This window comes from Aequorivita vladivostokensis (assembly GCF_000952855.1).
GTDB classification, from domain to species: domain Bacteria; phylum Bacteroidota; class Bacteroidia; order Flavobacteriales; family Flavobacteriaceae; genus Aequorivita; species Aequorivita vladivostokensis.
This window is the reverse complement of record NZ_JSVU01000005.1, coordinates 270,264-291,730: the sequence shown is the minus strand read 5'-3', so window position 1 is coordinate 291,730 and position 21,467 is coordinate 270,264. Positions and strand designations below refer to the sequence as shown.

Annotated in this window: 21 protein-coding genes, 1 tRNA gene and 1 pseudogene; 13 read left to right on the top strand and 10 right to left on the bottom strand. The window is 42.1% G+C overall.

Annotated features, from left to right (window positions below; translation table 11 throughout):
* From MB09_RS16395 to rpsT, 4 genes are all read left to right on the top strand, one after another.
* Positions 1-217 (top strand): hypothetical protein (locus MB09_RS16395; protein ID WP_045080794.1); only part of this gene is annotated, 217 nt, incomplete at its 5' end.
* A gap of 274 nt (positions 218-491) precedes the next feature.
* Positions 492-1,967, top strand: coding sequence for a proline--tRNA ligase (gene proS / locus MB09_RS10260; RefSeq protein WP_045080793.1), 1,476 nt, complete (start codon positions 492-494; stop codon positions 1,965-1,967).
* Positions 1,968-2,048: 81 nt separating this feature from the next.
* Positions 2,049-2,120, top strand: a tRNA-Glu gene (locus tag MB09_RS10255).
* Positions 2,121-2,147: 27 nt separating this feature from the next.
* A complete protein-coding gene (rpsT, locus tag MB09_RS10250) occupies positions 2,148-2,399 on the top strand; it encodes a 30S ribosomal protein S20 (RefSeq protein ID WP_045080838.1) in 252 nt (83 codons plus the stop codon).
* Positions 2,400-2,479: 80 nt separating this feature from the next.
* Here the strand turns inward: rpsT and coaD are convergent, their stop codons facing one another.
* The 3 genes from coaD to surE are packed head-to-tail and all read right to left on the bottom strand — an operon-like array spanning position 2,480 to position 4,112.
* A complete protein-coding gene (coaD, locus tag MB09_RS10245) occupies positions 2,480-2,935 on the bottom strand; it encodes a pantetheine-phosphate adenylyltransferase (protein ID WP_045080792.1) in 456 nt (151 codons plus the stop codon).
* A 56-nt stretch (positions 2,936-2,991) separates the two neighbouring features.
* Positions 2,992-3,279 (bottom strand): hypothetical protein, encoded by a 288-nt coding sequence (locus tag MB09_RS10240; RefSeq protein WP_045080791.1) that lies wholly within the window; start codon positions 3,277-3,279, stop codon positions 2,992-2,994.
* A gap of 56 nt (positions 3,280-3,335) precedes the next feature.
* Positions 3,336-4,112 carry a 5'/3'-nucleotidase SurE gene (gene surE / locus MB09_RS10235; protein WP_045080790.1) on the bottom strand — a complete coding sequence of 259 codons (777 nt, stop codon included), beginning with the start codon at positions 4,110-4,112 and terminating at the stop codon, positions 3,336-3,338.
* A gap of 188 nt (positions 4,113-4,300) precedes the next feature.
* Here surE and MB09_RS10230 point away from each other — a divergent pair, with 188 nt between their 5' ends.
* From MB09_RS10230 to MB09_RS10220, 3 genes are all read left to right on the top strand, one after another.
* Entirely contained in the window at positions 4,301-6,511 is a 2,211-nt protein-coding gene (locus MB09_RS10230; RefSeq protein WP_045080837.1) for a carboxy terminal-processing peptidase, read from the top strand.
* Positions 6,512-6,573: 62 nt separating this feature from the next.
* Positions 6,574-7,680, top strand: a complete 1,107-nt coding sequence (locus MB09_RS10225) for an ABC transporter permease (protein ID WP_045080789.1) — start codon at positions 6,574-6,576, stop codon at positions 7,678-7,680.
* 10 nt (positions 7,681-7,690) lie between these two features.
* A complete protein-coding gene (locus tag MB09_RS10220) occupies positions 7,691-8,506 on the top strand; it encodes a DNA/RNA non-specific endonuclease (protein WP_045080788.1) in 816 nt (271 codons plus the stop codon).
* Positions 8,507-8,594: 88 nt separating this feature from the next.
* Here the strand turns inward: MB09_RS10220 and rodA are convergent, their stop codons facing one another.
* The 6 genes from rodA to purH all read right to left on the bottom strand — a co-directional run bounded on the left by rodA (position 8,595) and on the right by purH (position 15,762).
* Positions 8,595-9,851 (bottom strand): rod shape-determining protein RodA, encoded by a 1,257-nt coding sequence (gene rodA / locus MB09_RS10215; RefSeq protein WP_045080787.1) that lies wholly within the window; start codon positions 9,849-9,851, stop codon positions 8,595-8,597.
* Entirely contained in the window at positions 9,851-11,713 is a 1,863-nt protein-coding gene (gene mrdA, locus MB09_RS10210; protein ID WP_045080786.1) for a penicillin-binding protein 2, read from the bottom strand. Before mrdA ends, rodA begins: the two co-directional genes overlap by 1 nt.
* Positions 11,713-12,219 (bottom strand): hypothetical protein, encoded by a 507-nt coding sequence (locus MB09_RS10205; protein ID WP_045080785.1) that lies wholly within the window; start codon positions 12,217-12,219, stop codon positions 11,713-11,715. Before MB09_RS10205 ends, mrdA begins: the two co-directional genes overlap by 1 nt.
* The gene (mreC, locus tag MB09_RS10200) at positions 12,206-13,036 is read right to left on the bottom strand and encodes a rod shape-determining protein MreC (RefSeq protein ID WP_045080784.1); all 831 of its coding nucleotides are present in this window, start codon (positions 13,034-13,036) and stop codon (positions 12,206-12,208) included. Before mreC ends, MB09_RS10205 begins: the two co-directional genes overlap by 14 nt.
* Before the next feature lie 100 nt (positions 13,037-13,136).
* Entirely contained in the window at positions 13,137-14,165 is a 1,029-nt protein-coding gene (locus MB09_RS10195; protein ID WP_045080783.1) for a rod shape-determining protein, read from the bottom strand.
* Between the two features lie 64 nt (positions 14,166-14,229).
* Positions 14,230-15,762, bottom strand: a complete 1,533-nt coding sequence (gene purH / locus MB09_RS10190; protein ID WP_045080782.1) for a bifunctional phosphoribosylaminoimidazolecarboxamide formyltransferase/IMP cyclohydrolase — start codon at positions 15,760-15,762, stop codon at positions 14,230-14,232.
* Between the two features lie 187 nt (positions 15,763-15,949).
* On the opposite strand from purH, the gene MB09_RS10185 reads away from it, so the two are divergent.
* Positions 15,950-17,206 carry an ABC transporter permease gene (locus tag MB09_RS10185; protein WP_045080781.1) on the top strand — a complete coding sequence of 419 codons (1,257 nt, stop codon included), beginning with the start codon at positions 15,950-15,952 and terminating at the stop codon, positions 17,204-17,206.
* Positions 17,207-17,392: 186 nt separating this feature from the next.
* On the opposite strand, the gene MB09_RS10180 is transcribed toward MB09_RS10185, so the two are convergent.
* Entirely contained in the window at positions 17,393-17,848 is a 456-nt protein-coding gene (locus tag MB09_RS10180; protein WP_045080780.1) for a GAF domain-containing protein, read from the bottom strand.
* Between the two features lie 167 nt (positions 17,849-18,015).
* Here MB09_RS10180 and xrtF point away from each other — a divergent pair, with 167 nt between their 5' ends.
* The 5 genes and pseudogenes from xrtF (at position 18,016) to MB09_RS10155 (ending at position 21,460) form a co-directional block, all read left to right on the top strand.
* Positions 18,016-18,564: an exosortase family protein XrtF gene (gene xrtF, locus MB09_RS10175; RefSeq protein ID WP_045080779.1), complete on the top strand. Its 549-nt coding sequence runs from the start codon at positions 18,016-18,018 to the stop codon at positions 18,562-18,564.
* The gene (locus MB09_RS10170) at positions 18,557-18,991 is read left to right on the top strand and encodes an exosortase F system-associated membrane protein (RefSeq protein ID WP_045080778.1); all 435 of its coding nucleotides are present in this window, start codon (positions 18,557-18,559) and stop codon (positions 18,989-18,991) included. Before xrtF ends, MB09_RS10170 begins: the two co-directional genes overlap by 8 nt.
* Before the next feature lie 38 nt (positions 18,992-19,029).
* Entirely contained in the window at positions 19,030-19,578 is a 549-nt protein-coding gene (locus MB09_RS15505; protein WP_052671350.1) for a DUF3347 domain-containing protein, read from the top strand.
* Between the two features lie 149 nt (positions 19,579-19,727).
* Complete coding sequence (locus tag MB09_RS15500) at positions 19,728-20,147, top strand: HYC_CC_PP family protein (RefSeq protein ID WP_052671349.1); 420 nt, start codon at positions 19,728-19,730, stop codon at positions 20,145-20,147.
* 88 nt (positions 20,148-20,235) lie between these two features.
* Positions 20,236-21,460: pseudogene (locus MB09_RS10155) on the top strand (permease).
* Positions 21,461-21,467 lie beyond the last annotated feature (7 nt).

The following is a 21,467-nucleotide window of genomic DNA, read 5'->3' as shown; positions in this document are numbered from 1 at the left end:
GCTTCGCAAGGTCAATACCATTGGCATTAAACAGGCCAATAAATGCATGCACCTCTCGGCAATGGCCTACAACCTCAAGAAATACCTCAAGTTTATCCAAAAACGCGCAAAGAGCGGGGCGGAAAGCCTGGTTTTATATTTTTTGCCAAAAATAGTGCTTCAGAATGTAGCATGGCATTTTTTAAAGGCACCAAATTTGGTTCATTCTCAAGCCTGACCAAAAAAGCAAGGCCGCTTAAAACGGCTTATATTGGTTCAGATCTAAAAAAATTAAGGGGTTGTGCAACGGTTACCGTTGTTGTGTGTTGCACATGATGTTAACAAGAAGACGAAAGCGCCTATAATTGCTAAGGGAAGGAAACGTTTGGTATTTATATTTTGAAAGGACATATCTATGGTAATTTTATTGTTGAACTTCATAAAAATAAGTAGTTTTGCGGACAATAACTAATTATTTAACATAGACACAACATTTGTGCCAAAACCCAGCTATGGCGAAGAATTTAACGACACGGGAGGAAAATTATTCCAAATGGTATAACGAACTGGTTATCAAAGCAGACCTCGCAGAAAACTCTGGGGTTCGCGGCTGTATGGTCATAAAACCATATGGCTATGCAATTTGGGAGCGCATGCAGGCAGAGCTTGACAGGATGTTCAAGGAAACTGGGCATCAAAATGCTTATTTTCCGCTGTTTATTCCGAAATCATATTTCAGCAAAGAGGCAAGTCACGTTGATGGGTTTGCAAAGGAGTGTGCCGTTGTGACGCATTATAGATTGAAAAACGCCGAAGATGGCAGCGGGATTGTTGTGGACCCTGACGCAAAGTTGGAGGAAGAACTCATTGTCCGTCCCACTTCCGAAACCATAATATGGGATACTTACCGGAAATGGATACAGTCCTATAGAGATTTACCTCTTTTGATCAACCAATGGGCAAATGTAGTCCGCTGGGAAATGCGTACGCGTTTGTTTTTGCGTACCGCAGAGTTTCTTTGGCAAGAAGGCCACACGGCCCACGCCACCAAGGATGAAGCAATCGCAGAAGCGGAACAAATGATGAACGTGTATGCTGAATTTGCTGAAAATTACATGGCGATTCCAGTTATTAAGGGAACCAAGACCGAGAGCGAGCGTTTTGCCGGTGCCTTGGAAACATATTGTATTGAAGCTTTAATGCAGGATGGAAAGGCGCTGCAGGCGGGAACTTCACATTTTTTGGGTCAAAATTTCGCAAAGGCCTTTGATGTAAAATTTGCCGCAAAAGACGGAACATTGGATTATGTTTGGGCAACCTCCTGGGGTGTTTCCACACGATTGATGGGGGCTTTGGTAATGACACACAGTGATGATAACGGTTTGGTACTGCCTCCAAATTTGGCGCCGGACCAAGTAGTTATTGTTCCCATTTACAGAAAGGACGAAGAATTTGAGGCGGTAAATGAAGTAGCATTGAATTTAATGAAGAAACTGCGCTCTAAAGGAATTCGCGTTAAATATGACAATAGGGATACGCAAAAGCCTGGATGGAAATTCAATGAATACGAGTTGAAGGGCGTTCCCGTAAGAATTGCCATAGGCCCCAAAGATGTTGAAAAGGGTACCGTTGAGCTTGCGCGAAGAGATACGCTTCAAAAGGAATTTATAGCGAACGATGAGGTAGTGGAGAAAATTATTTCTTTGATGGATGAGATTCAGGAAAATCTTTTTCAAAAAGCAGCTTCGTTTCGGAATGAACATACTACGGAAGTTGCTTCGTATGAAGAATTTAAGGCGGTTTTAAATGGAAAGGGAGGCTTCATTTTGGCTCATTGGGATGGAACTGCAGAAACAGAGGAGCGAGTTAAGAATGAAACAAAAGCAACAATTAGATGTATTCCCTTAGATGGGGATGATGTGCCCGGAACCTGTATTTTTACGGGGAAACCATCTAGTAAAAAAGTGCTTTTTGCGAAGGCGTATTAATTTTTTTTGAAAAAAGTTATTTTGGATTTGCGCCATTCAAAAATTGTTGTATTTTTGCATCCGCATTTGAAAATAAAAAATGGTCCGTTCGTCTAGGGGTTAGGACGCCAGGTTTTCATCCTGGTAACAGGGGTTCGATTCCCCTACGGACTACAAAATTTAGAATTTAACAAAACAAAAATGGCAAATCACAAGTCAGCATTAAAGAGAATTAGAAGCAACGAGGCAAAGCGCTTGCGTAACCGTTACCAGCATAAAACTGCCCGTAATGCCATGAAGAAGTTTCAAGAGCTTTCTGATAAGAAAGAAGCTGAGGCTATGTTTCCAAGTGTTGTATCAATGATCGACAAATTGGCGAAGAAAAACATTATCCACAGCAATAAAGCTTCAAACTTAAAATCGAACATGGCTAAGCACGTAGCTGCGCTTTAATTCATTTTAAAAAAAACTATTTAAAACCCTTTCAGGTAACTGAGAGGGTTTTTTTATTGCTATATTTCTTGGGAATATATTTATAATTTTTTTACGGAAGGAGGAACTAAACAAGAGTAGTCACCATCATTTCTCATAATATCGCGGACAATAGTAGACGATATATTTGAGACCTCCGGAGAGCATATTAAAAATACTGTTTCAACCTTTGCCATTTTATAGTTGGTCTGTGCAATAGGTTGTTCGTAATTTAGGTCTGTAGTGTTTCTTAAGCCGCGAACAATAAATTGTGCATTTACCTCTTTGCAGAAATTGGCCGTAAGTCCCGAGTAGCTCTTAACTGTTACTGCCGAATCGTTTTCAAAAGCTTTCTCAATAAACTGGATTCTTTCCTCTAATGAAAACATCGTTTTTTTATCGGCGTTTATTCCAATGCCAATAACTATTTCATCAAAAAGCGGCAGCGCACGTTTTATAATATCTACGTGCCCAAGGGTTATGGGATCAAAGGTTCCGGGAAAAACTGCGCGTCTCATCATTCAAAGTTATTGGGTTACTAAGGTAATGAGTTCTTGTTAGAACTTTCTTCTTTTCAGAAAAATTTCGAAATCAAAATTGCCAGGGCAGCGATTACTGTAGCCAAAACCACACCCCGGGCGCGGTAAAATTGGTTCTTTTTTAAAAGAATGAAAAACGCGATTAGGTTTAAAATGGCGCCCAAGGCGATCAGACTTCCCAGAAAATCATTTTCCAGCGCGGCCTGTAATGTTGACTCCAAGCTTAGTTTTGAAAAAAAGAATATATACAGATAGCTACCCGCCATATTTGCTGCCAGGCCTATCAACATACCAATCAATATTTCCTTTACGTGCGGTTTCATCCGTTATCTGTTTCAGTTTATTTTTTTATTTGGTGATGTCATCGGTCATCCGTCCACTACAGATCCCAGCTATTCAAATCCTTGATTGCGTGATGTGCTGTTAAGTCGAACTGCACCGGCACCACAGATACAAAGCCGTTGTGGAGTGCCCACTCATCGGTGTCCTCGCCTTTGTCCTCGTTCACAAATTCGCCCGTGAGCCAATAATAATCGCGCCCCAGCGGATTGGTTCTTTTGTCAAATTTTTCTTCCCAATGCGCATTGGCCTGGCGGCACACCTTGATGCCCTTAATTTCAGCGGCCTTTAATTTTGGAATATTCACATTAAGCACCACGCCCTTTGGCAGTCCGTTTTTTAGGGTTTGCTGCGCAATGGCCTTTACAAATTTTTTGGAAGGGCCAAAATCCGCTTCCAGGGAATAATCCAAAAGGGAAAATCCGATAGAGGGGATGCCTAGCGTTCCCGCTTCCACGGCGGCGCTCATGGTACCGCTATAAATAACGTTGATGGAAGAATTGCTGCCATGGTTAATGCCGCTCACACAGAGGTCGGGTTTGCGTTTTAAAATTTCGTTTACCGCTATTTTCACACAATCCACGGGCGTGCCGCTGCAGCTGTATTCCTTGTGCGGATCGCCATTTATCACCTTTATACTATTGCAATACAATGTGTCGTTAATGGTTATGGCGTGTCCCATCCCGCTTTGGGGAGAATCGGGGGCCACGACTATCACATCGCCTAGCGTGTTCATTACCTCAATTAGGGTGCGCACGCCGGGTGCGTTTATGCCATCGTCATTGGTAACTAATATCAACGGTCTTTTTTTCGACATATTTTTTCAATTTTAAGGAAACAAAAATACATTTTTAAAATACAGTTGCCTTCCCCAGAGCATACAGATTTTGGGCTTTGATACTGAAAAAACCTGTTTAACAAAAAATTAGTACCAATATACTTTAATGGCACAGTTTTTTATATAATTTAGGCACTCATTAAAATAATACTTCGACTATGCGGATAATGAAAAAGAATTTTAAGGTTTTGTTTTTGGCGGTTTTCGTTTCTGTGGCTTCCTGCAGCTTTACAACCAAGGAGTTTAACGATCCCGATAAGGACAAATTGCTTTTAGACCTTATAACCTATGTACTTCAGAAAGGGCACTACGATCCTAAAGATATAAATGACGAATTTTCTGCCGGAGTTTATAAGGATTTTATCAATGGACTCGATCCGTTAAAGAGATATTTCCTTGCTTCAGATATTGAGGAGTTCAGCAAATATAAAACAGAGATTGACGACCAGATAAAGAATAAGGACCTAACATTTTTCGATTTGGTTTATGGACGTTTTATAGAAAGAATGGAGGACGTAAAGAAAATCTATCCTGAGGTGCTGGACAAACCTTTTGATTTCACTGAAAATGAAACGATAAATGTAGATTACGACAATCTTGCCTATGCCACTTCGCGAAAGGAACTTAAGGAGCGTTGGAAGCAACAGCTCAAGTTTACAACTCTTTCCAGCTATTATGATTTGGTAGAAGAGCAGAATAAGAAAGAGAAGGGGGTTACTACTTCAAAAAGTGACGATTATGAGGGAGATGATGAAGATGGCGAAGTGGAAAATAAAACTTCCAAAGAGAGTGCAGATGAACCCTTCGAGCCCAAGTCTTTGGCCGAACTTGAAAGCAAAGCTAGAGAGACCGCCAAGAGTTCCTTGGATGAATATTTTGAGTTTACTAAAGATTTACAACGAAAGGATTATTTCGCCATTTACCTTAATACCATCGTAGAGGAATTTGATCCGCACACAAACTATTTTGCACCGCCAGATAAAGATCGCTTCGACCTGCGAATGTCCGGAAAATTGGAAGGCATAGGGGCGCGGCTTCAGAAAAAGAACGACTACATTACCGTTATCGAAATTATAAGCGGCGGCCCAGCTTGGCGAAGTGAAAAAATTGAAGTGGGCGATGCCATTTTAAAAGTAAAACAAGAAGATGAAAAAGACGCCGTGAGCATTGTGGGAATGCGCATTGATGATGCCGTAAAACTCATAAAAGGCCCAAAAGGCACTAAAGTTACCCTGACTATTAAGAATGTTGATGGAACTATTTCAGATAAAGTGATTACCCGCGATGTAGTTGAACTTGAGGAAACCTACGCCAAATCTTCCTTGATCGATAAAGGCGACCGTAAGTTTGGGCTTATAAATTTACCGCAGTTTTACTTTGACATGGAAAATTACAAGGAGCGAAACGCTGCAACCGATGTTAAAAAAGAAATTCTGCGCTTAAAAGAAGAAGGAATGGAAGGTTTGGTACTGGACCTTCGCGATAACGGTGGTGGCTCATTGCGCACCGCGGTTGATATTGCGGGACTTTTCATAAAAAAGGGACCCATTGTACAAGTGGCTTCCGCAGGCAATAAGGAAGTGCTTGAGGACAAGGACAGCGAAATTGTATGGGATGGTCCTTTAGTGATTTTGGTAAACGAACTTTCTGCTTCCGCTTCCGAAATTCTTGCGGCCGCCATGCAGGACTACAAGCGCGCCATTATCTTGGGAAGCAAGCAGACCTACGGAAAGGGAACGGTCCAAAATGTGATTGACCTAAACCAGTGGCTCCGCAAAAACGATTTGGGCGATTTGGGCGCTTTAAAGATAACTTCCCAAAAATTCTATCGCGTCAACGGAGGTTCTACGCAGTTGGAAGGCGTAAAAAGCGATGTAGTGATGCCAGATCGTTACAGTTACATTGATGTGGGCGAAAGAGATTACGATAATCCACTTCCTTATGATAAAATTGATGCGGCAAAATATGATGTTTGGGATGGTTATATTGATTATGATGAAACTATAGAGAAAAGTAAGGCACGAATGGCACAGAATGAACAGTTGAAATTAATAGATGATAATGCACGCTGGATTAAGGAGCGTCGGGATGAAAAAGTAGTGAATTTGAATTTTGATAAATACAGCGCCGAAATAGAGCAGCGCAAAAAGGAAACCGAGCGTTTTGATGCCATTGATGAATACGACAATCACCTCACTTTTGAATCCTTGCCGTATGAAACCGCGCTAATGAAGCAGGACACCACCCTATCCGAAAAGCGCAAAAGATGGCATAAAAATCTAAGCAAGGATATGTATGTAGAAGAAGCTGTCCACGTATTGGAAGACTTAAAACTCAATAATATCAAGGCCAAAAAAGTTGCCGATATTAAAAACTAATTATAGTAAAACCGAATACGGGTTTCTGAATGAAACACGCTAAATTTTACTAAATTTGAAGTGTGAAAAACTCCACTTCATTAACCCAGATAGCGCTCCAAAAGTTCAAAAAAAACTTTTGGGGCGTTTTCAGTTTGGGCTTTTTAACGCTCTGTGTTTTGGTTGCAATATTTGCGTACGCCCTTGCACCAGACAATTCGCAGAACGCCAATCAGATGCATCTTTCCATACATTCCAAGAACCCGGGATTTTCGGTGCAAATGCTCACGATTCCCGCAGCCGTTGAAAAACAAAATCCTTTGTCCGTTTTTTTCTTCGGAAAAAAGAATGCCGATACCGAGATTCCTGTTTCAAAATACGTTTTAAAGAAAAATACCATTGAAATAACCGAATACACGCCGGACGGAACCGAAGGTTTGCAGAAGGAATATGCGCTTTCACTTTTCCCAGATGCTTCTTCCGTAGAAGAAATTCCGCAGAAATACATTTCCGAAAAAAAGTTCCTCCTCGGTACCGATAAATACGGCCGCGATTTGTTGAGCCGAATGCTCATTGGGATCCGCATATCTTTGGCTATCGGGTTTGTTGCGGTTTTCATTTCATTGGTAATCGGAATCACCCTGGGTGCCATTGCAGGTTATTTTGGCGGAAAAGTGGATGCTGCTATAATGTGGCTCATAAACGTTACTTGGTCTATTCCAACTTTACTTTTGGTGATTGCTATTACCTTAGCCCTGGGGAAGGGTTTTTGGCAGGTTTTTATCGCCGTCGGGCTTACTATGTGGGTAGAAGTTGCCCGTGTGGTCCGCGGGCAGGTAATGGGCGTAAAACAGATGCAATATGTTACCGCTGCCCGGGCGTTGGGGTTTAATGATTTCAGAATAATCGTAAAACATATTTTGCCCAATAGTATGGCGCCTGTTATAATCATTTCGGCGGCCAATTTTGCGGGTGCAATTCTCATTGAAAGCGGTCTGTCGTTCTTGGGTATCGGCGCCCAACCACCCATGCCCAGTTGGGGCGGCATCATAAAAGACCATTATGCCTATATTATTTTGGGAAAACCCTACCTTGCCCTTATTCCCGGACTGGCCATTATGAGCCTTGTAACAGCTTTTATGCTAATAGGAAATGCCCTGCGCGATGCGATGGATGTGAGGAACGCTTAAAAAAATTTAAATGAACCGAAAATACATATACCCCTTAGTTATTATAATCGTAACAGTTGTACTTTATTATGCTGACGATTTATTCGAAAAGGATGATACTTCAGTTGCTGACACTTCTGTGGTAAAGCACGATAATTCAAATGAATTTGACGATACTTTCCTTCCCGCCTCAACTACCGGAGCCATCGTAAAACACAACTATTTTACCCTATCCTATTCCGAAGAAAATGAACAGTCGGAGTGGGTAGCTTATGAATTGAAGCAAAGTGATTTGACTAAAAATGAATTTGAGCGACCCTATTTTATTGAAGACAAAAAGGTGAAAACAAAATCTGCGGATTGGCGCAATTATAAGAATTCGGGTTACGATCGCGGCCATTTGGTTCCAGCTGGCGACAGAAGGATGTCCTTTGAAGCCTATAACGAAACGTTTTTGACCAGTAACATAAGTCCGCAAGACCACGATTTTAATGCCGGCATCTGGAACCGACTGGAACAAAAAGTTCGCTATTGGGCCGAAAAATATGACGGTGTGTATGTGGTAACGGGCGGCGTTTTAAAAGGAAAAATGAAAACCATCGGCGAAGAAAATGTTTCGGTGCCGAACGAATTTTATAAAATTGTTGTTTACTTTTCCAATGGTGAATATAAGGCCGTAGCCTTTTTAATTCCGAATAAGCCTTCCAGCGAATCTTTTTATGAATACGTTGTTTCCATAGACGAAGTGGAAGCCAAAACAGGAATTGATTTTTTCCCACAACTGCCGGATTCCATTGAGAATAATTTGGAGTCGATGATAGACTTGCGAGCTTGGGGGCGGAGATAGTTTTTTAGTCCCAGTTTCAGTTTCAGTCTCAGTCGCAGTTTGCAGTAGTGATACAGTTTCGATTTCGTTTTCGATTTCTGCTTTCGATTTAAGAGTAGTGATAATTCGCCCCGTCCAATTTCACAAAAATAAACAGCAAAATAGTAAAGCCCCAAAGTGCGGAGCCGCCGTAACTAAAGAACGGCAGCGGAATCCCCACGGTTGGGAAAATACCTAATACCATTCCCACATTCACGAAAAAGTGAAAAAATAAAATAGCGGCAACACTGTAGCCATACACCCTTCCGAATTGTGATTTCTGTTTTTCGGCTTTAAAAATAATACGAAGTATGAGTCCCACAAATAGCAAAACCACGACCATACTTCCTACAAAGCCCCATTCTTCGCCCACCGTGCTGAAAATATAATCGGTATGCTGTTCGGGAACGAAATTGCCCTTTGTTTGCGTTCCCTGCGTCCAACCTTTGCCTAGCCAGCCACCGTTGGCAATTGCAATCTCGCTTTGGTGTGTGTTGTAGCCAATTCCGCGCGCATCTACCTCTTTTCCTAAAACAATGTTGAATCGGTCGCGGTGCCGCTGTTCAAACATGTTGTTGAAAATATAGCTCACTGAAAAAGCAAAGGCAATACACCCCGCCGCAATTAAAACATATTTAATAATACTGGGACGTTTTTTTCGATTTCTGAAGAAAATAATACTGCCAATGAGTACAATGGCCACGGCAACCCAAACCGCGCCAAATGCGAGGGTAGATACAAACAGCATTACACCAAAGAGACCTAGAAGAAGATAGACCCCGTGCAATCCTTCTCTGTAAAGCGGAAATACAAAGGCTGCATAAATAAGGGCACTTCCCGGATCGGGCTGTGGCACAATCAAAATTGCAGGCAGCGCTATGATGATAAAGGCCGCAATTTGATGTTTCAGTTCCTGCATATTAGTTTGTATATCGCTCACGTATTTAGCGAGCGCCAATGCAGTTGCCGCTTTTGCAAATTCACTGGGTTGAAGACTGAAACTTCCGAAAGTGTACCAAGAGGTAGCTCCCGAAATATTCTTTCCGAAAACAAAAAGCCCTAAAAGCGATACCAACGAGATGATATAGAAGACACTAGCAAATTTTTCGTAAAATTTTGATTCTATGGCGAGCAAAAATATTATAAGAAGTATGCTAAACCCTATAAACATAAACTGTCGGGCGTAGATCTGGTCAAAATCCCAAAACCCTTTTGCGGTATCGCTCAAGGAGGCAGAGTAAATGTTTATCCAGCCCATAATTACAAGGGCGATGTACATAAAAATCATCAGCCAATCAAAGCGTACGTAAGTTCTGCTTCCAGCCATTATCGGTTTATTGAGAAAGGTTGGCCACTGTAAGGTTTGGCGTATTCTGCTTCCAGACTGCCTTCCAGTACATATTTTTCCATGTCGGTTCGGGTTATTTCGCCCTTGAGGTATTTTTCAATCATAAGGCCTGCAATGCGTCCCGCCCATCGCGAGCCCCAATATCCGTTTTCCACAAATACCGCAATCGCGATTTTTGGGTTGTCCTTGGGGGCAAAGGCCACAAAGATGGAATGGTCCGTAAGTTGGACGCGTTTGCCGTCAATTCTGGTGAAATTTTCAGCGGTTCCAGTTTTCCCGCACACCTCGATGCCCGGTACTCTTATGGATGAGGCCGTACCCCGTTCATACACCTGGAACATCCCCTCAACCACTGGTTCAAAATATTCCGGTTCAACCGTGGTGTAATGCTTTTCCTTAAATTTCTGGGGAATGGTATCGGGCCCAATAATATTCTTAATAACATGAGGTGTGTAATAATAGCCCCTGTTCGCAATGGCCGCCGTAAAGTTGGCCATTTGCATGGGCGTAAGCAAAACCTCGCCCTGCCCAATAGCGTTCGAAATGGTTGCCAAAGAAGACCAATTGTGGGTTGGGAAATCGTGGATTTTATTATAGTATGCCGAAGTTGGAATATTCCCTCTTTTGCCACTTGGAAGGTCATAGCCCAAAAAGTCGCCAAGGCCGAAACTCATCAAATCCCTTCGCCAGGCATCTATCCCTTCTTGTGGGGTGGGGTAGGTATCCATGATTTTTTTATAAACGGTACAGAAGTAGGTATTACAGGAATTTGCAATCCCCGAAACCATAGCGACCGGCCCTCTATGGTGACAGCGAAGAACCCTTCTCCCAAAATGGTAACCACCGGTGCAGCCTACAACATCGTCCATGTCAATCGCATTTTCGTGAAGACCTACTAAGGCGGTAAGCGTTTTAAAAGGGGAACCAGGCGGATATTCCCCCATTAAAACCCTATCGTATAATGGTTTGGCAAGGGTGTCATACCACAATCTGGTGAAATTTTTTGAACGGTCACGTCCCACCAATAAAGAAGGGTCGTAACTCGGTGCGGTAACCAAGGCGAGGATTTCTCCACTTTCGGGTTCAATGGCCACAATTCCACCGCGCTTATGGATCATCAATTCCTGTCCGTATTTTTGAAGCGTCGCATCAATGGTCAATTGAATATCGTTTCCGCGTTCTGGCAAGGTGTCAAAAATTCCATCTTTGTAGGGGCCTATATCTCTGTTGAAGCGATCTTTTTGAATATATTTTACACCTTTTACGCCCCGCAGTACTTCTTCATATTCCTTTTCAACGCCAGCCGTACCAATAAGTTCACCCATTTGGTAGTACGGATTTTTCTCTATAATGGCGTTGTTAACTTCGGCTATGTAACCCATCACATTTGCCGAATGGTCCACTTGGTATTCGCGAAGGGAACGACGCTGGATGTAAAACCCTTCATATTTATACATTTTTTCTGAAAGGGAAGCATAATCGGCCTTGTTCAACTGGGGAATTACTACCGAAGGCAATCTGGGTGAATATACCCGGGCTTTATGGAGAATTTCCTTAAAATCTTCCTTCGTAATTTTCAGCAGACTACAAAATTCCAGCGTATCCAGCGGTTTCACATCGCGCGGTATCACCATTACGTCATACGAAGGCTGGTTGGACACCAAAAGTTTCATATTTCTGTCAAACATATACCCACGCTGCGGATAATCGTACATCACTTTGATAGCGCTGTTCTGCGAAAGCGAATCTGAAGAGGCATCATACACTTGCAAATAGAAAAGCCGCGCGGCGAAAAGCACCCCGCTCAACAAAACCAACCCTATTAAAACAATTTTCCTCATTACGATTTTTTATTAAAAAGAATCATAGTGCACACAACCACGATAATGGTAAAAATTCCGGCAAATAACGTAGATTTCAACAATAGCAGTATATGTTTAAAGCTAAAAATTTCCAAGGAAAACATCACAAAATGATGCATTAAAACCAAGGACGCAATATAAGTAAGCCGTTCCATGGGGTCGGCTTTTCTAATTTTGACGCTATTGTATTCATAACTTACACCGAAAGAATATTTTAAAACCACAGGCCGTATGTACGCTATAAAGGCACAGGCCGCGGCGTGAACCCCGCCCGAATCCTCAAAAATATCTATGGAAAGGCCCAAAAGAAAACTGAGAAATATCAAAAGTCCCTTATTGCCGTCAAGCGGATAGAGTATTATGAATAAAATATAGAGGTACGGATTGATATATCCTGCCAGATTCACATTATTGAGCAGTAGCACCTGAAGGAAAACCAACACCACAAAACGGACGATATTTATAAGGATATCACTGTTCGACATCTTCCACTCCTTTTTCCAAATTCAATATTTCCGCTGCTTCGTTATTTTCAATTAGATACACGTGCTCCAAGCTCGTCATATCATTGAAAAGGTCAATATTCACATAATAGTAATTGTCATCGTTATCCAAGTGAAAATCCTTTACCGTGCCTATCAGGATTCCTTCCGGAAAAATGGTGGAACGCCCACCGGTTACAATCGTATCACCTTTTGCAAGTGGAGCAAGTCTTGGTATATCAACCAACTGTACAACATTTGGATTCTCTGTATTCCATTTAAGGGAACCGAAATGACCGGAATTTTTATGTTTTGCATTAATTCTGCTTTGAGTATTCAGAATAGATTGGACGGTGGCGTAATTTTCAGAAACATCGCTCACAATGCCCACGATTCCTTTGGAAGAAATAACGCCCAGGTCAATTTTGATGCTGTCCTTTCGGCCTTTGTCGATGGTAAGCTGGTTTTTGGTTTTTGAATAGTTGTTGTTTATTACCCGCGCCGTGAAATAGCTGAATTTGTTGGGAAGCCCCGTACTGTCCAGTTTTTCAACGGCTATCACTTCCTTGAATTGGTCCAGCTTTTTCCGAAGCATTAAATTCTCCTGGAGCAGCTGTTCGTTTTCCTTTCCGAGATTGAAATAATCCGTAATGTTGTTTCTGAAAGTATAAATACCGCCCGTGATAAAATTGGCGGAGCTAATATATTTGTCGTTGTGGTAATTGTGCGTCTGGATGGTAAGCGCTACGGAAATTGTAAAAAGCACGGCAAACAACAGGAAATTTTTATTCCGAATAAAGAAATATATAATCTGCTGCATTGCTTTGTGGGGTTAATAAATTCTGCTTTCTATTGCGAGCAACGCCATAAATGGGCAACTATTTTTTAAATTTTTCAGGGAAAATGTCTCTTCCGAAAAATTATTTAATCAGCACGCTTTTGTACTTGTTCAGGTTTTTTAAGCAAATTCCTGTACCGCGAACCACGGCGCGCAACGGATCTTCGGCAATGTAAACCGGAAGATCGGTTTTTTGCGAAAGCCTTTTGTCGAGCCCGCGAAGCATCGATCCACCGCCGGCAAGATAGATTCCGGTGTTGTAAATATCGGCCGCAAGTTCCGGCGGGGTTTGCGAAAGGGTTTCCATGACCGCATCCTCAATTCGAAGGATGGATTTGTCCAACGCTTTTGCAATTTCCCTGTAAGAAGTTTGAACCTGTTTCGGTTTTCCCGTAAGCAAATCGCGCCCCTGCACGTCCATTTCGTCTGGCGGCAGCTCAAGATCTTCGGTCGCGGCTCCAATTTGGATTTTTATTTTTTCCGCAGTACGCTCGCCCACATAAAGGTTGTGTTGGGTGCGCATATAATACACGATATCATTCGTAAAAACGTCACCCGCAATTTTTATGGATTTGTCGCAAACAATTCCGCCAAGGGCGATTACGGCAATTTCGGTGGTTCCACCTCCTATGTCCACGACCATATTTCCCTTGGGCTGCATGATGTCAACCCCAATACCGATGGCGGCTGCCATGGGTTCGTGGATCAAATACACTTCCTTTCCGTTAACGCGTTCGGCACTTTCCTTTACCGCGCGCATTTCCACTTCGGTAATTCCGCTGGGAATACAGACCACCATCCGCAACGAAGGTTTTAGCCATTTCTTCTTCAACGCGGGAATGTCGCTGATGAACATATTTATCATCTTTTCACTCGCGTCAAAATCTGCAATCACCCCGTCTTTCAAAGGGCGGATTGTCTTAATGTTTTCGTGGGTTTTTCCCTGCATCATCGCGGCTTCACGGCCCACGGCAATTATTTTCCCCGTAGTTCGGTCGCGTGCAACAATCGAGGGGGCGTCCACAACAACTTTATCGTTATGGATTATCAGGGTATTTGCGGTACCAAGGTCAATGGCTATTTCTTCAGTCAGGAAGTCAAAAAATCCCATAGTGTAAGTCGGTGGTGTTGAAAGTTAACGTGTTAAGTTTGGTTTTTAACAAATGTAATAAAATTTAATGCTTAAAATGGCGCGTTCCGGTAAATACCATTGCCATTTCATTTTCGTTGCAATAATCGATGCTCAATTGGTCCTTGATTGACCCTCCGGGCTGGATTACCGCTGTAATTCCCGCCTTGTCCGCAATTTCCACACAATCGGGAAACGGGAAAAAAGCATCGCTCGCCATCACGGCTCCCTCAAGGTTAAAATTAAAGGATTGTGCTTTTTCTATGGCTTGCCGTAACGCATCAACGCGGCTGGTTTGGCCCGTTCCGCTGGCGCAAAGTTGTTTTCCCTTTGCCAAAACGATGGTGTTTGACTTTGTGTGCTTGCAAATTTTTGAAGCGAACAACAAGTCTTCTAACTCCTGTGGATTGGGTTTATTGTTTGTGGCGTGCGTTAAAATTTCGGCACTGTCTGTAATATTGTCTTTATCCTGGACCAAAACGCCGTTCAAACAAGTTCTAACGGTTGTTGAAGGTAGTTCAATTTCTTTTTGTACCAACAAAATCCGGTTCTTTTTTCCTTCCAAAATTTCCTGCGCTTTCGCTGAAAAAGAAGGAGCGATGACCACTTCGCAGAAAAGATCGTGGATTTCATTGGCGGTAGCTTCGTCAATTTCAACATTGCTGATCAAAATTCCGCCGAAGGCAGAAACCGGATCGCCCGCCAAAGCAGCCATATAGGCCTGTTGCACGGTCTCGCGTTGTGCAATTCCACAGGCATTGTTGTGTTTTAAAATTGCGAACGTTGGGGCTTCGCCCTTGAATTCGTTCATCAAATTTACCGCGGCATCAACGTCCAAAAGGTTGTTGTAACTCAATTCCTTGCCGTGGAGCTTGGTGAACATTTCATCAAAATTTCCAAAGAAAAAACCTTTTTGGTGCGGGTTTTCGCCGTAGCGAAGTTCCTGCCCATTGGTTTCACTTAATTTAAAAGCAGGTAATTTTTCTTCTTTGTTGAAATAATTAAAAATCGCGGTATCGTAATTTGAGGAAACGTTAAAGGATTTTGCGGCAAAACGCTTCCGGTCCTTCAAGGAAATTTCGCCATTGTTTGCTGAAATCAATTCCAAAAATTCAGCGTAATCGTCAACCGAGGAAACGCAAATGGTGTCCTTAAAATTTTTCGCTGCTGCGCGAATCAAGGAAATGCCGCCTATGTCAATCTTTTCAATAATATCCGCTTCCGAAGCGCCCGAAGCGACCGTTTTTTCAAAAGGGTACAAATCCACAATCACGGCATCAATCTGCGGAATGTTGTATTGCTCCATTTCGGCAACATCGCCTTCGTGGTCCTGACGGTTCAAGATTCCGCCAAAAACCTTTGGATGCAGGGTCTTTACACGACCCCCCAAAATCGAGGGGTAATCGGTTATATCTTCCACCGCAATCACCTCGATACCAAGATCATTGATGAATTTTTCGGTGCCTCCCGTAGAGTATATTTTTACGTTTTGTTCGTGAAGTTTTTTAACAATGGGGGCGAGCCCGTCCTTGCTGAAAACGGAAATTAAAGCCGACTTAATTTTTTTGGAATTGTTCATTATTGAAAATTAAGGCCTACCTTTTTTGGCAAGCAGGTGCAAAAGTACATAATTGCATAGTAAATTTGTAACATAAGCAAAGAGAAAACGTCTTACTTTTCATAATTTTATTAACCCTTTTTGAAATCGATCTCGATAGCAATCGGGACGAAATCGAAAATCGTCAATCATTAATCTAAACTCTTAAATGCTAATATATCTTCGCGTTTTAAAGGAAAGTTTCAATTTTGCGCTAAATGCGCTTCGGAACAATAAATTGCGGACCTTCCTCTCATTGGTGGGCGTAACCATTGGGATTTTTTCCATTATCGCGGTCTTGGCGGCGGTTGATTCCTTAAAGCGTGAAATTGAGGGCAGCATCAGCGGGCTGGACAACAGTACGATTATCATCATGCGTTTCAATTTTGGCCCGACCGATATTCCGCGTTGGAAATGGCAACAATTCCCCGATGTAACTTTTGATGAATACCAATATCTCGAAAGAAATACTCCAAACATTGAAGCTGCAACCTTTACCCTGAACGTACCGAATGAGAGCGTAAAATATGAAGATAGGCAAGTAGATAACGTGCCAATTGGCGCGGTAACCGATAGCTATTATTACATAGAATCGCTGCAACTTTCCGAAGGCCGTTTTTTTAACGGCTCAGAGTCAAATAGTGGTTCCATGGTTGTGGTTTTGGGTGATGAGATTGCCAAGCAGCTTTTTGGCGACGCCGCAACCGCAATTGGCAAAGAAGTGCGAGTTTACGGAAGGAAATTCAAGGTTATTGGTGTATTGGAAAAGGAAGGAGCCGGTTTATTTGGAAATTCCAAGGACACTTCCATTTGGATGCCAGTAAATGTGGTTCGAAGAATTTATGGCGATAACAACAAAAATACGTTTCCGCAGATAGTAATAAAGCCCGAAAAAGACGTGGACATTGCCGAATTCAAGGCGATGCTCAATCAACAACTGCGGACAAAACGGGGATTGAAACCTGACCAGACAAGCAATTTTTTCATCAACCAGCTACAAGGCTTCGCCGATTTTATTGATGAGATTACGGGAACCATGAACGTAATCGGGCTCGTTATAAGTGGGTTTTCGTTGCTCGTTGGCGGTTTCGGGATTGCGAATATTATGTTCGTGAGTGTAAAGGAACGGACCAATCTGATTGGGATTCAGAAGTCCTTGGGTGCGAAGAACAAATTTATTCTTTTTCAATTTTTGTTTGAAGCGGTAATCCTTGCCGTAATAGGCGGATTGATTGGTTTGTTTTTGGTGTTTATCGTTTCAATAATAGCCTCCAGTTTTACGGGCGATTTTGAATTTGTACTATCCCCGTGGAATATGTTCATCGGCACGGCAATTTCTGCGGCCATCGGTTTAATCTCAGGAATACTGCCGGCAATCTCAGCCTCAAAACTGGATCCGGTAGAGGCGATCCGGACGGGAATGTAGGCTGCGCAAATTCCAAAATTTTTTAAATCCCAAATTCTAAAAAAGCACCAAGCTCTTAAATTCCAAATTCCAAAAGCCACACCCCGGCTCTCACCAAGGGAGGGAGAAAAGTTTATTTTTTTGGAATTTGGAATTTGTAATTTGTAATTTTGGAAGAAGTTGCGCAAAAATTTTAGATTAAAAATCCTAAAGTATCTCCGCAACTTCTGAGTTTACCCATTCCAAAAATAGCTCGTCTTCCGCAGAAAAAGGATCTTCTACGTGGGAATCTATGTCAATCTGGCCTATGTTTTTTCCATCTTTAAAAAGCGGAATCACGATTTCAGATTTCACGGTTATGCTGCACGCGATGTAGTTGTCCTGCGCCTTAACGTCCGGCACTACAAAGTTTTGGTTGCTAACGGCCACCTGTCCACAAATCCCCTTTCCGAAAGGAATAACGGTGTGGTCCGTCGGTTCGCCTGCGAAAGCTTTTAGATGAAGCGTTTTTTCAGCTTCATTGGCGAAATAGAACCCGACCCAATCGTAGTAACCCACCGAGGACTGCAGCAATTCGCAAACCTCTTTTAAGCGTTGCGCCGTGGGCTCGTTTTCATTCGAGAGAATAGTCTTTACTTTGGGCTTTAAATGTGAAAAAGGCATAGGTTTAAGTATCTTGATTACTTTGGCAAAAGTATTTCAAAACCATAACAAACGCCAAAAACAATTCCTGTATTTTTGTTAAATCGGGAAATTTTCAAATCGACATTTTCGCATTAAAAAATTTGTTGGTATAACATTGTAAAGTCTGAAAAACAGAAAATCTTTTTTTGAAAGAACTCTTTAAGAAATATAAGGCCGTTGTCCGTTTTGTGGTGCTGTTTTTGGGCACCTATCTGCTGCTTAGCGCCGGTTATGGCTTATATTTGAAAACTTCCGTAAACGGCAATTACTTTCCCGATTTTATAACAAACCTGGTTGCAAGGCAAAGTGCCGCGGTGCTTGACACCTTTGGCTACAGCGCAACCTTGACGCCAGATACTGTGGTGCAGGGAATGCTTTTGACCATAGATGGGAACTACACCGTAAATATTGTGGAAGGCTGCAATTCCATAAGTGTAATTATTCTGTTTGTTGCCTTCATCATCGCTTTTGCGGAAAATTTCAAAAAAACAGTATTCTTTTTATTCGCGGGCGCTGTCCTGATTTATATTGTGAATATACTGCGCGTCGCCATACTTACCGTTGCCCTGTACAAATATCCCCAGCACGAAAATATTTTGCATTCCGTCGTTTTTCCCGGCATAATCTATAGTATGGTCTTCGTTTTATGGATGGTCTGGGTGCGGATGCTAAAACCAAATTCGCCCAATGAATAAAGTTCTGAAAGTACTAGGAATTTTTGCATTGGCTGCCTTGCTGGTGCTGATCCGCACTTTTGAGGATACCTTGTTTTACGATCCGCTGCTGCATTTTTTTGAAATGGATTACAAGTCCATGCCCTTGCCCGAAATGGATACTTTTGCACTGCAAACAGGAATTGCACTGCGTTTTTTGCTCAATACGATCATTTCCTTGGCTATCCTTTGGCTGGTTTTTCAGGATAGGGGCATTATCAAGCTATCCTTAATACTTTACAGCTTTCTTTTTGCAATTCTTTTTATGGCTTTCAGTTTCATCATTTTCACTTCGGAAGAATCCAGCGGGCATTTCGTGTTGTTTTACGTAAGAAGATTTTTGATACAACCGCTGTTTTTGCTGATCCTGCTTCCGGCTTTTTATTTTCAGAAATACAAATCACGTTGAATTTTTGATACATTTGCAATTCTAAAATTTAACTGAATATGAAAAAATTATCGCTTATTCTCATCGCTATCGTTGCAATTACCATTTCGTCCTGTAAAGACAATGCCAAACAAACCGAACCGGAAGTTGTAACGGTCGATACCACCGAAGCCGAAGTCAAAACCTATGAAATAGCCCAGACAGAGGCAGAATTCAATGACCCAAAGGTAGAGGCAATCTTTGACCAATACCTGCAAGTGGAAGCCGCCTTGTTAAATACCGATGCCGCCAAAACTCAAGCCGAAGCAGCAAAACTGGAGTTGCTTTTAAAGGAAATGAACGCCGAAGAAACCACGCAAAATGCCGTAGCGGCAATGGCAGCTTCTGAAGACATCAAAGTGCAGCGCGAAAATTTTGAACCTTTGAGCATGGGAATGGAAAAAATGCTTCAGGGAACTTTAAAGTCCGGCATGCTTTACAAGCAATATTGCCCAATGGCCTTTAACAATAAGGGTGCATATTGGATAAGCAGCAGCAGAGATATTCTAAACCCATATTTTGGCGATATAATGCTAAAGTGTGGAAGGGTGGATGCTGAGATTAAGTAAGCAGTATTTAGGAACTGTAGCGGAAGTAAGTTCTAAACTTCAAAACCTGCCCCAGCCCTAAAGGGAGCAATAGACTCTCTCCTTTTGGGGCGGGATAAACACCTAAACTCATAAACTTTCTTAAATAATATTCGTATTTTTGCGAAAGCATGAAAAAAACCATTTCCATATTCCTATCCATACTGATGCTCGCCAGCAGTTCGGGGATAGCCTATGCACAGCATTTTTGCAGTGGGATGGAGATGGTGGCCAAAATAACTTTGGGCGAAAAACATCTTTCCTGCGGAATGGCCGAAGAAACCTTAGATTCTGATTGTAATAATGAAACTGCGGCACCCGAAGCCCACGACTGTTGTAAAAATCACATCACCAAAATTCAAACCGACGATAATTTCGCCAAAGCTTCCTTTGACGTAAAATTGAACAAAGCCTTTGTGGCTACTTTCGTTTCCGTGTTTGTGCTGCAGGAAGTAGAAATAATTTCGGCTGAAAAAATCTTCTATGCGGATTACAGTCCACCTCCTCTCGAGCAGGATTTAAACATTCTGTACGAGACTTTCCTGATTTGATTTTATGCCCGTAAAGACGGGCATCTTATGATTAAAACTCCAAATTCCTTCGGAGTACTTAATTTGTATTCTATCAAATCTTTACCAAATGCAAGACTTTCTAAAACAATGGGGCGAAGCCGCCTATACCACCGCCGGATTTTTCTGGATGGCACTGTGGGCGTTCGTTTTGGGCTATATCATCAGCAGTATGATACAGGTTTTTGTAACCGAAAAACGGATGCAAAAAACCATGGGCGAAAAGGAAAACAAAAGTGTATTGTTGGGAACTTTTTTCGGTTTTATAAGCAGTTCGTGCAGCTTTGCCGCTTTGGCCAGTGCCAAATCCCTCTTTAAAAAAGGAGCGAGTTTTGTTTCCTCCATCGCGTTTTTATTGGCTTCCACCAATCTTGTTATCGAGTTGGGAATCATAATTTCCATATTTCTTGGCTGGCAATTTGTGGTTGGCGAATACGTGGGCGGAATTATTTTGATACTTATAAGCTGGTTGCTGATTCGTCTAATAAACCCAAAAAAGCTCATAGAAAACGCCCGAAAAAACTTGAAAGAGAACGAAGGGGAAGATGAAAAGCAAAGCACCGATTGGAAAAAGAAAATAGCTTCGGAAAAAGGTTGGGCAAAAGTGGCCAAACAATACAAAATGGAATGGGCGATGGTTTGGAAAGACGTAACCGTGGGCTTTACCATTGCCGGAATTGTGGCGGTTTTTGTGCCAGATTCCTTCTTTCAAACCTTGTTTATAAACAGTGGTAACGGAAATACGGATTTTACTTTTCTTGAAATTTTGGAACACGTAGTCGTGGGGCCAGTCGCAGCTTTTCTAACCTTTATTGGCTCCATGGGAAATATTCCGCTGGCTGCGCTTCTCTTCGGAAAAGGCGTCAGTTTTGCTGGTGTAATGGCCTTTATTTTTAGTGATTTGGTAGTTTTTCCAATTCTGCGGATTAATGCGAAATATTACGGATGGAAAATGAGCCTTTTTATTCTTTTTCTACTATTCACTTCCCTGATTGGAGCCTCGTTGGCGCTGCATTATGCATTCGATATTTTTGGTGCGCTGCCGGACCCTTCCCAAGTAAAAATCACTGATACCGAATATTTCAAATTCAATTATACCTTTTATCTCAACCTGGCTTTTTTGATTATTTCTGCCGGGTTGATATATCTCGGTTTTTTTCAGAAAGAAAGATGTTGAATACAAAATGGCTGAAATGGCGCCAAAGAGCAAACTGCTTGAGAACATTCTAAAATACGCAGCATTTTTCTGCTACCTATGGCTTGCGGGAGGGCTGATTATTACATTTTTAATATAGAAAGAGG

Bases quoted from the DNA above. Each gene is read 5' to 3' on its own strand.
- MB09_RS10220 (WP_045080788.1), top strand. From the start codon at position 7,691: ATGAACCGAAAATACATATACCCCTTAGTTATTATAATCGTAACAGTT.
- MB09_RS10180 (WP_045080780.1), bottom strand. From the start codon at position 17,848: ATGCCTTTTTCACATTTAAAGCCCAAAGTAAAGACTATTCTCTCGAAT.
- rpsT (WP_045080838.1), top strand. From the start codon at position 2,148: ATGGCAAATCACAAGTCAGCATTAAAGAGAATTAGAAGCAACGAGGCA.
- mrdA (WP_045080786.1), bottom strand. From the start codon at position 11,713: ATGAGGAAAATTGTTTTAATAGGGTTGGTTTTGTTGAGCGGGGTGCTT.
- MB09_RS10205 (WP_045080785.1), bottom strand. From the start codon at position 12,219: ATGTCGAACAGTGATATCCTTATAAATATCGTCCGTTTTGTGGTGTTG.
- mreC (WP_045080784.1), bottom strand. From the start codon at position 13,036: ATGCAGCAGATTATATATTTCTTTATTCGGAATAAAAATTTCCTGTTG.
- surE (WP_045080790.1), bottom strand. From the start codon at position 4,112: ATGTCGAAAAAAAGACCGTTGATATTAGTTACCAATGACGATGGCATA.
- MB09_RS10240 (WP_045080791.1), bottom strand. From the start codon at position 3,279: ATGAAACCGCACGTAAAGGAAATATTGATTGGTATGTTGATAGGCCTG.
- purH (WP_045080782.1), bottom strand. From the start codon at position 15,762: ATGAACAATTCCAAAAAAATTAAGTCGGCTTTAATTTCCGTTTTCAGC.
- MB09_RS15500 (WP_052671349.1), top strand. From the start codon at position 19,728: ATGAAAAAAACCATTTCCATATTCCTATCCATACTGATGCTCGCCAGC.
- MB09_RS10170 (WP_045080778.1), top strand. From the start codon at position 18,557: ATGAATAAAGTTCTGAAAGTACTAGGAATTTTTGCATTGGCTGCCTTG.
- coaD (WP_045080792.1), bottom strand. From the start codon at position 2,935: ATGAGACGCGCAGTTTTTCCCGGAACCTTTGATCCCATAACCCTTGGG.
- MB09_RS15505 (WP_052671350.1), top strand. From the start codon at position 19,030: ATGAAAAAATTATCGCTTATTCTCATCGCTATCGTTGCAATTACCATT.
- proS (WP_045080793.1), top strand. From the start codon at position 492: ATGGCGAAGAATTTAACGACACGGGAGGAAAATTATTCCAAATGGTAT.
- MB09_RS10195 (WP_045080783.1), bottom strand. From the start codon at position 14,165: ATGGGATTTTTTGACTTCCTGACTGAAGAAATAGCCATTGACCTTGGT.
- MB09_RS10185 (WP_045080781.1), top strand. From the start codon at position 15,950: ATGCTAATATATCTTCGCGTTTTAAAGGAAAGTTTCAATTTTGCGCTA.
- rodA (WP_045080787.1), bottom strand. From the start codon at position 9,851: ATGGCTGGAAGCAGAACTTACGTACGCTTTGATTGGCTGATGATTTTT.
- MB09_RS10230 (WP_045080837.1), top strand. From the start codon at position 4,301: ATGAAAAAGAATTTTAAGGTTTTGTTTTTGGCGGTTTTCGTTTCTGTG.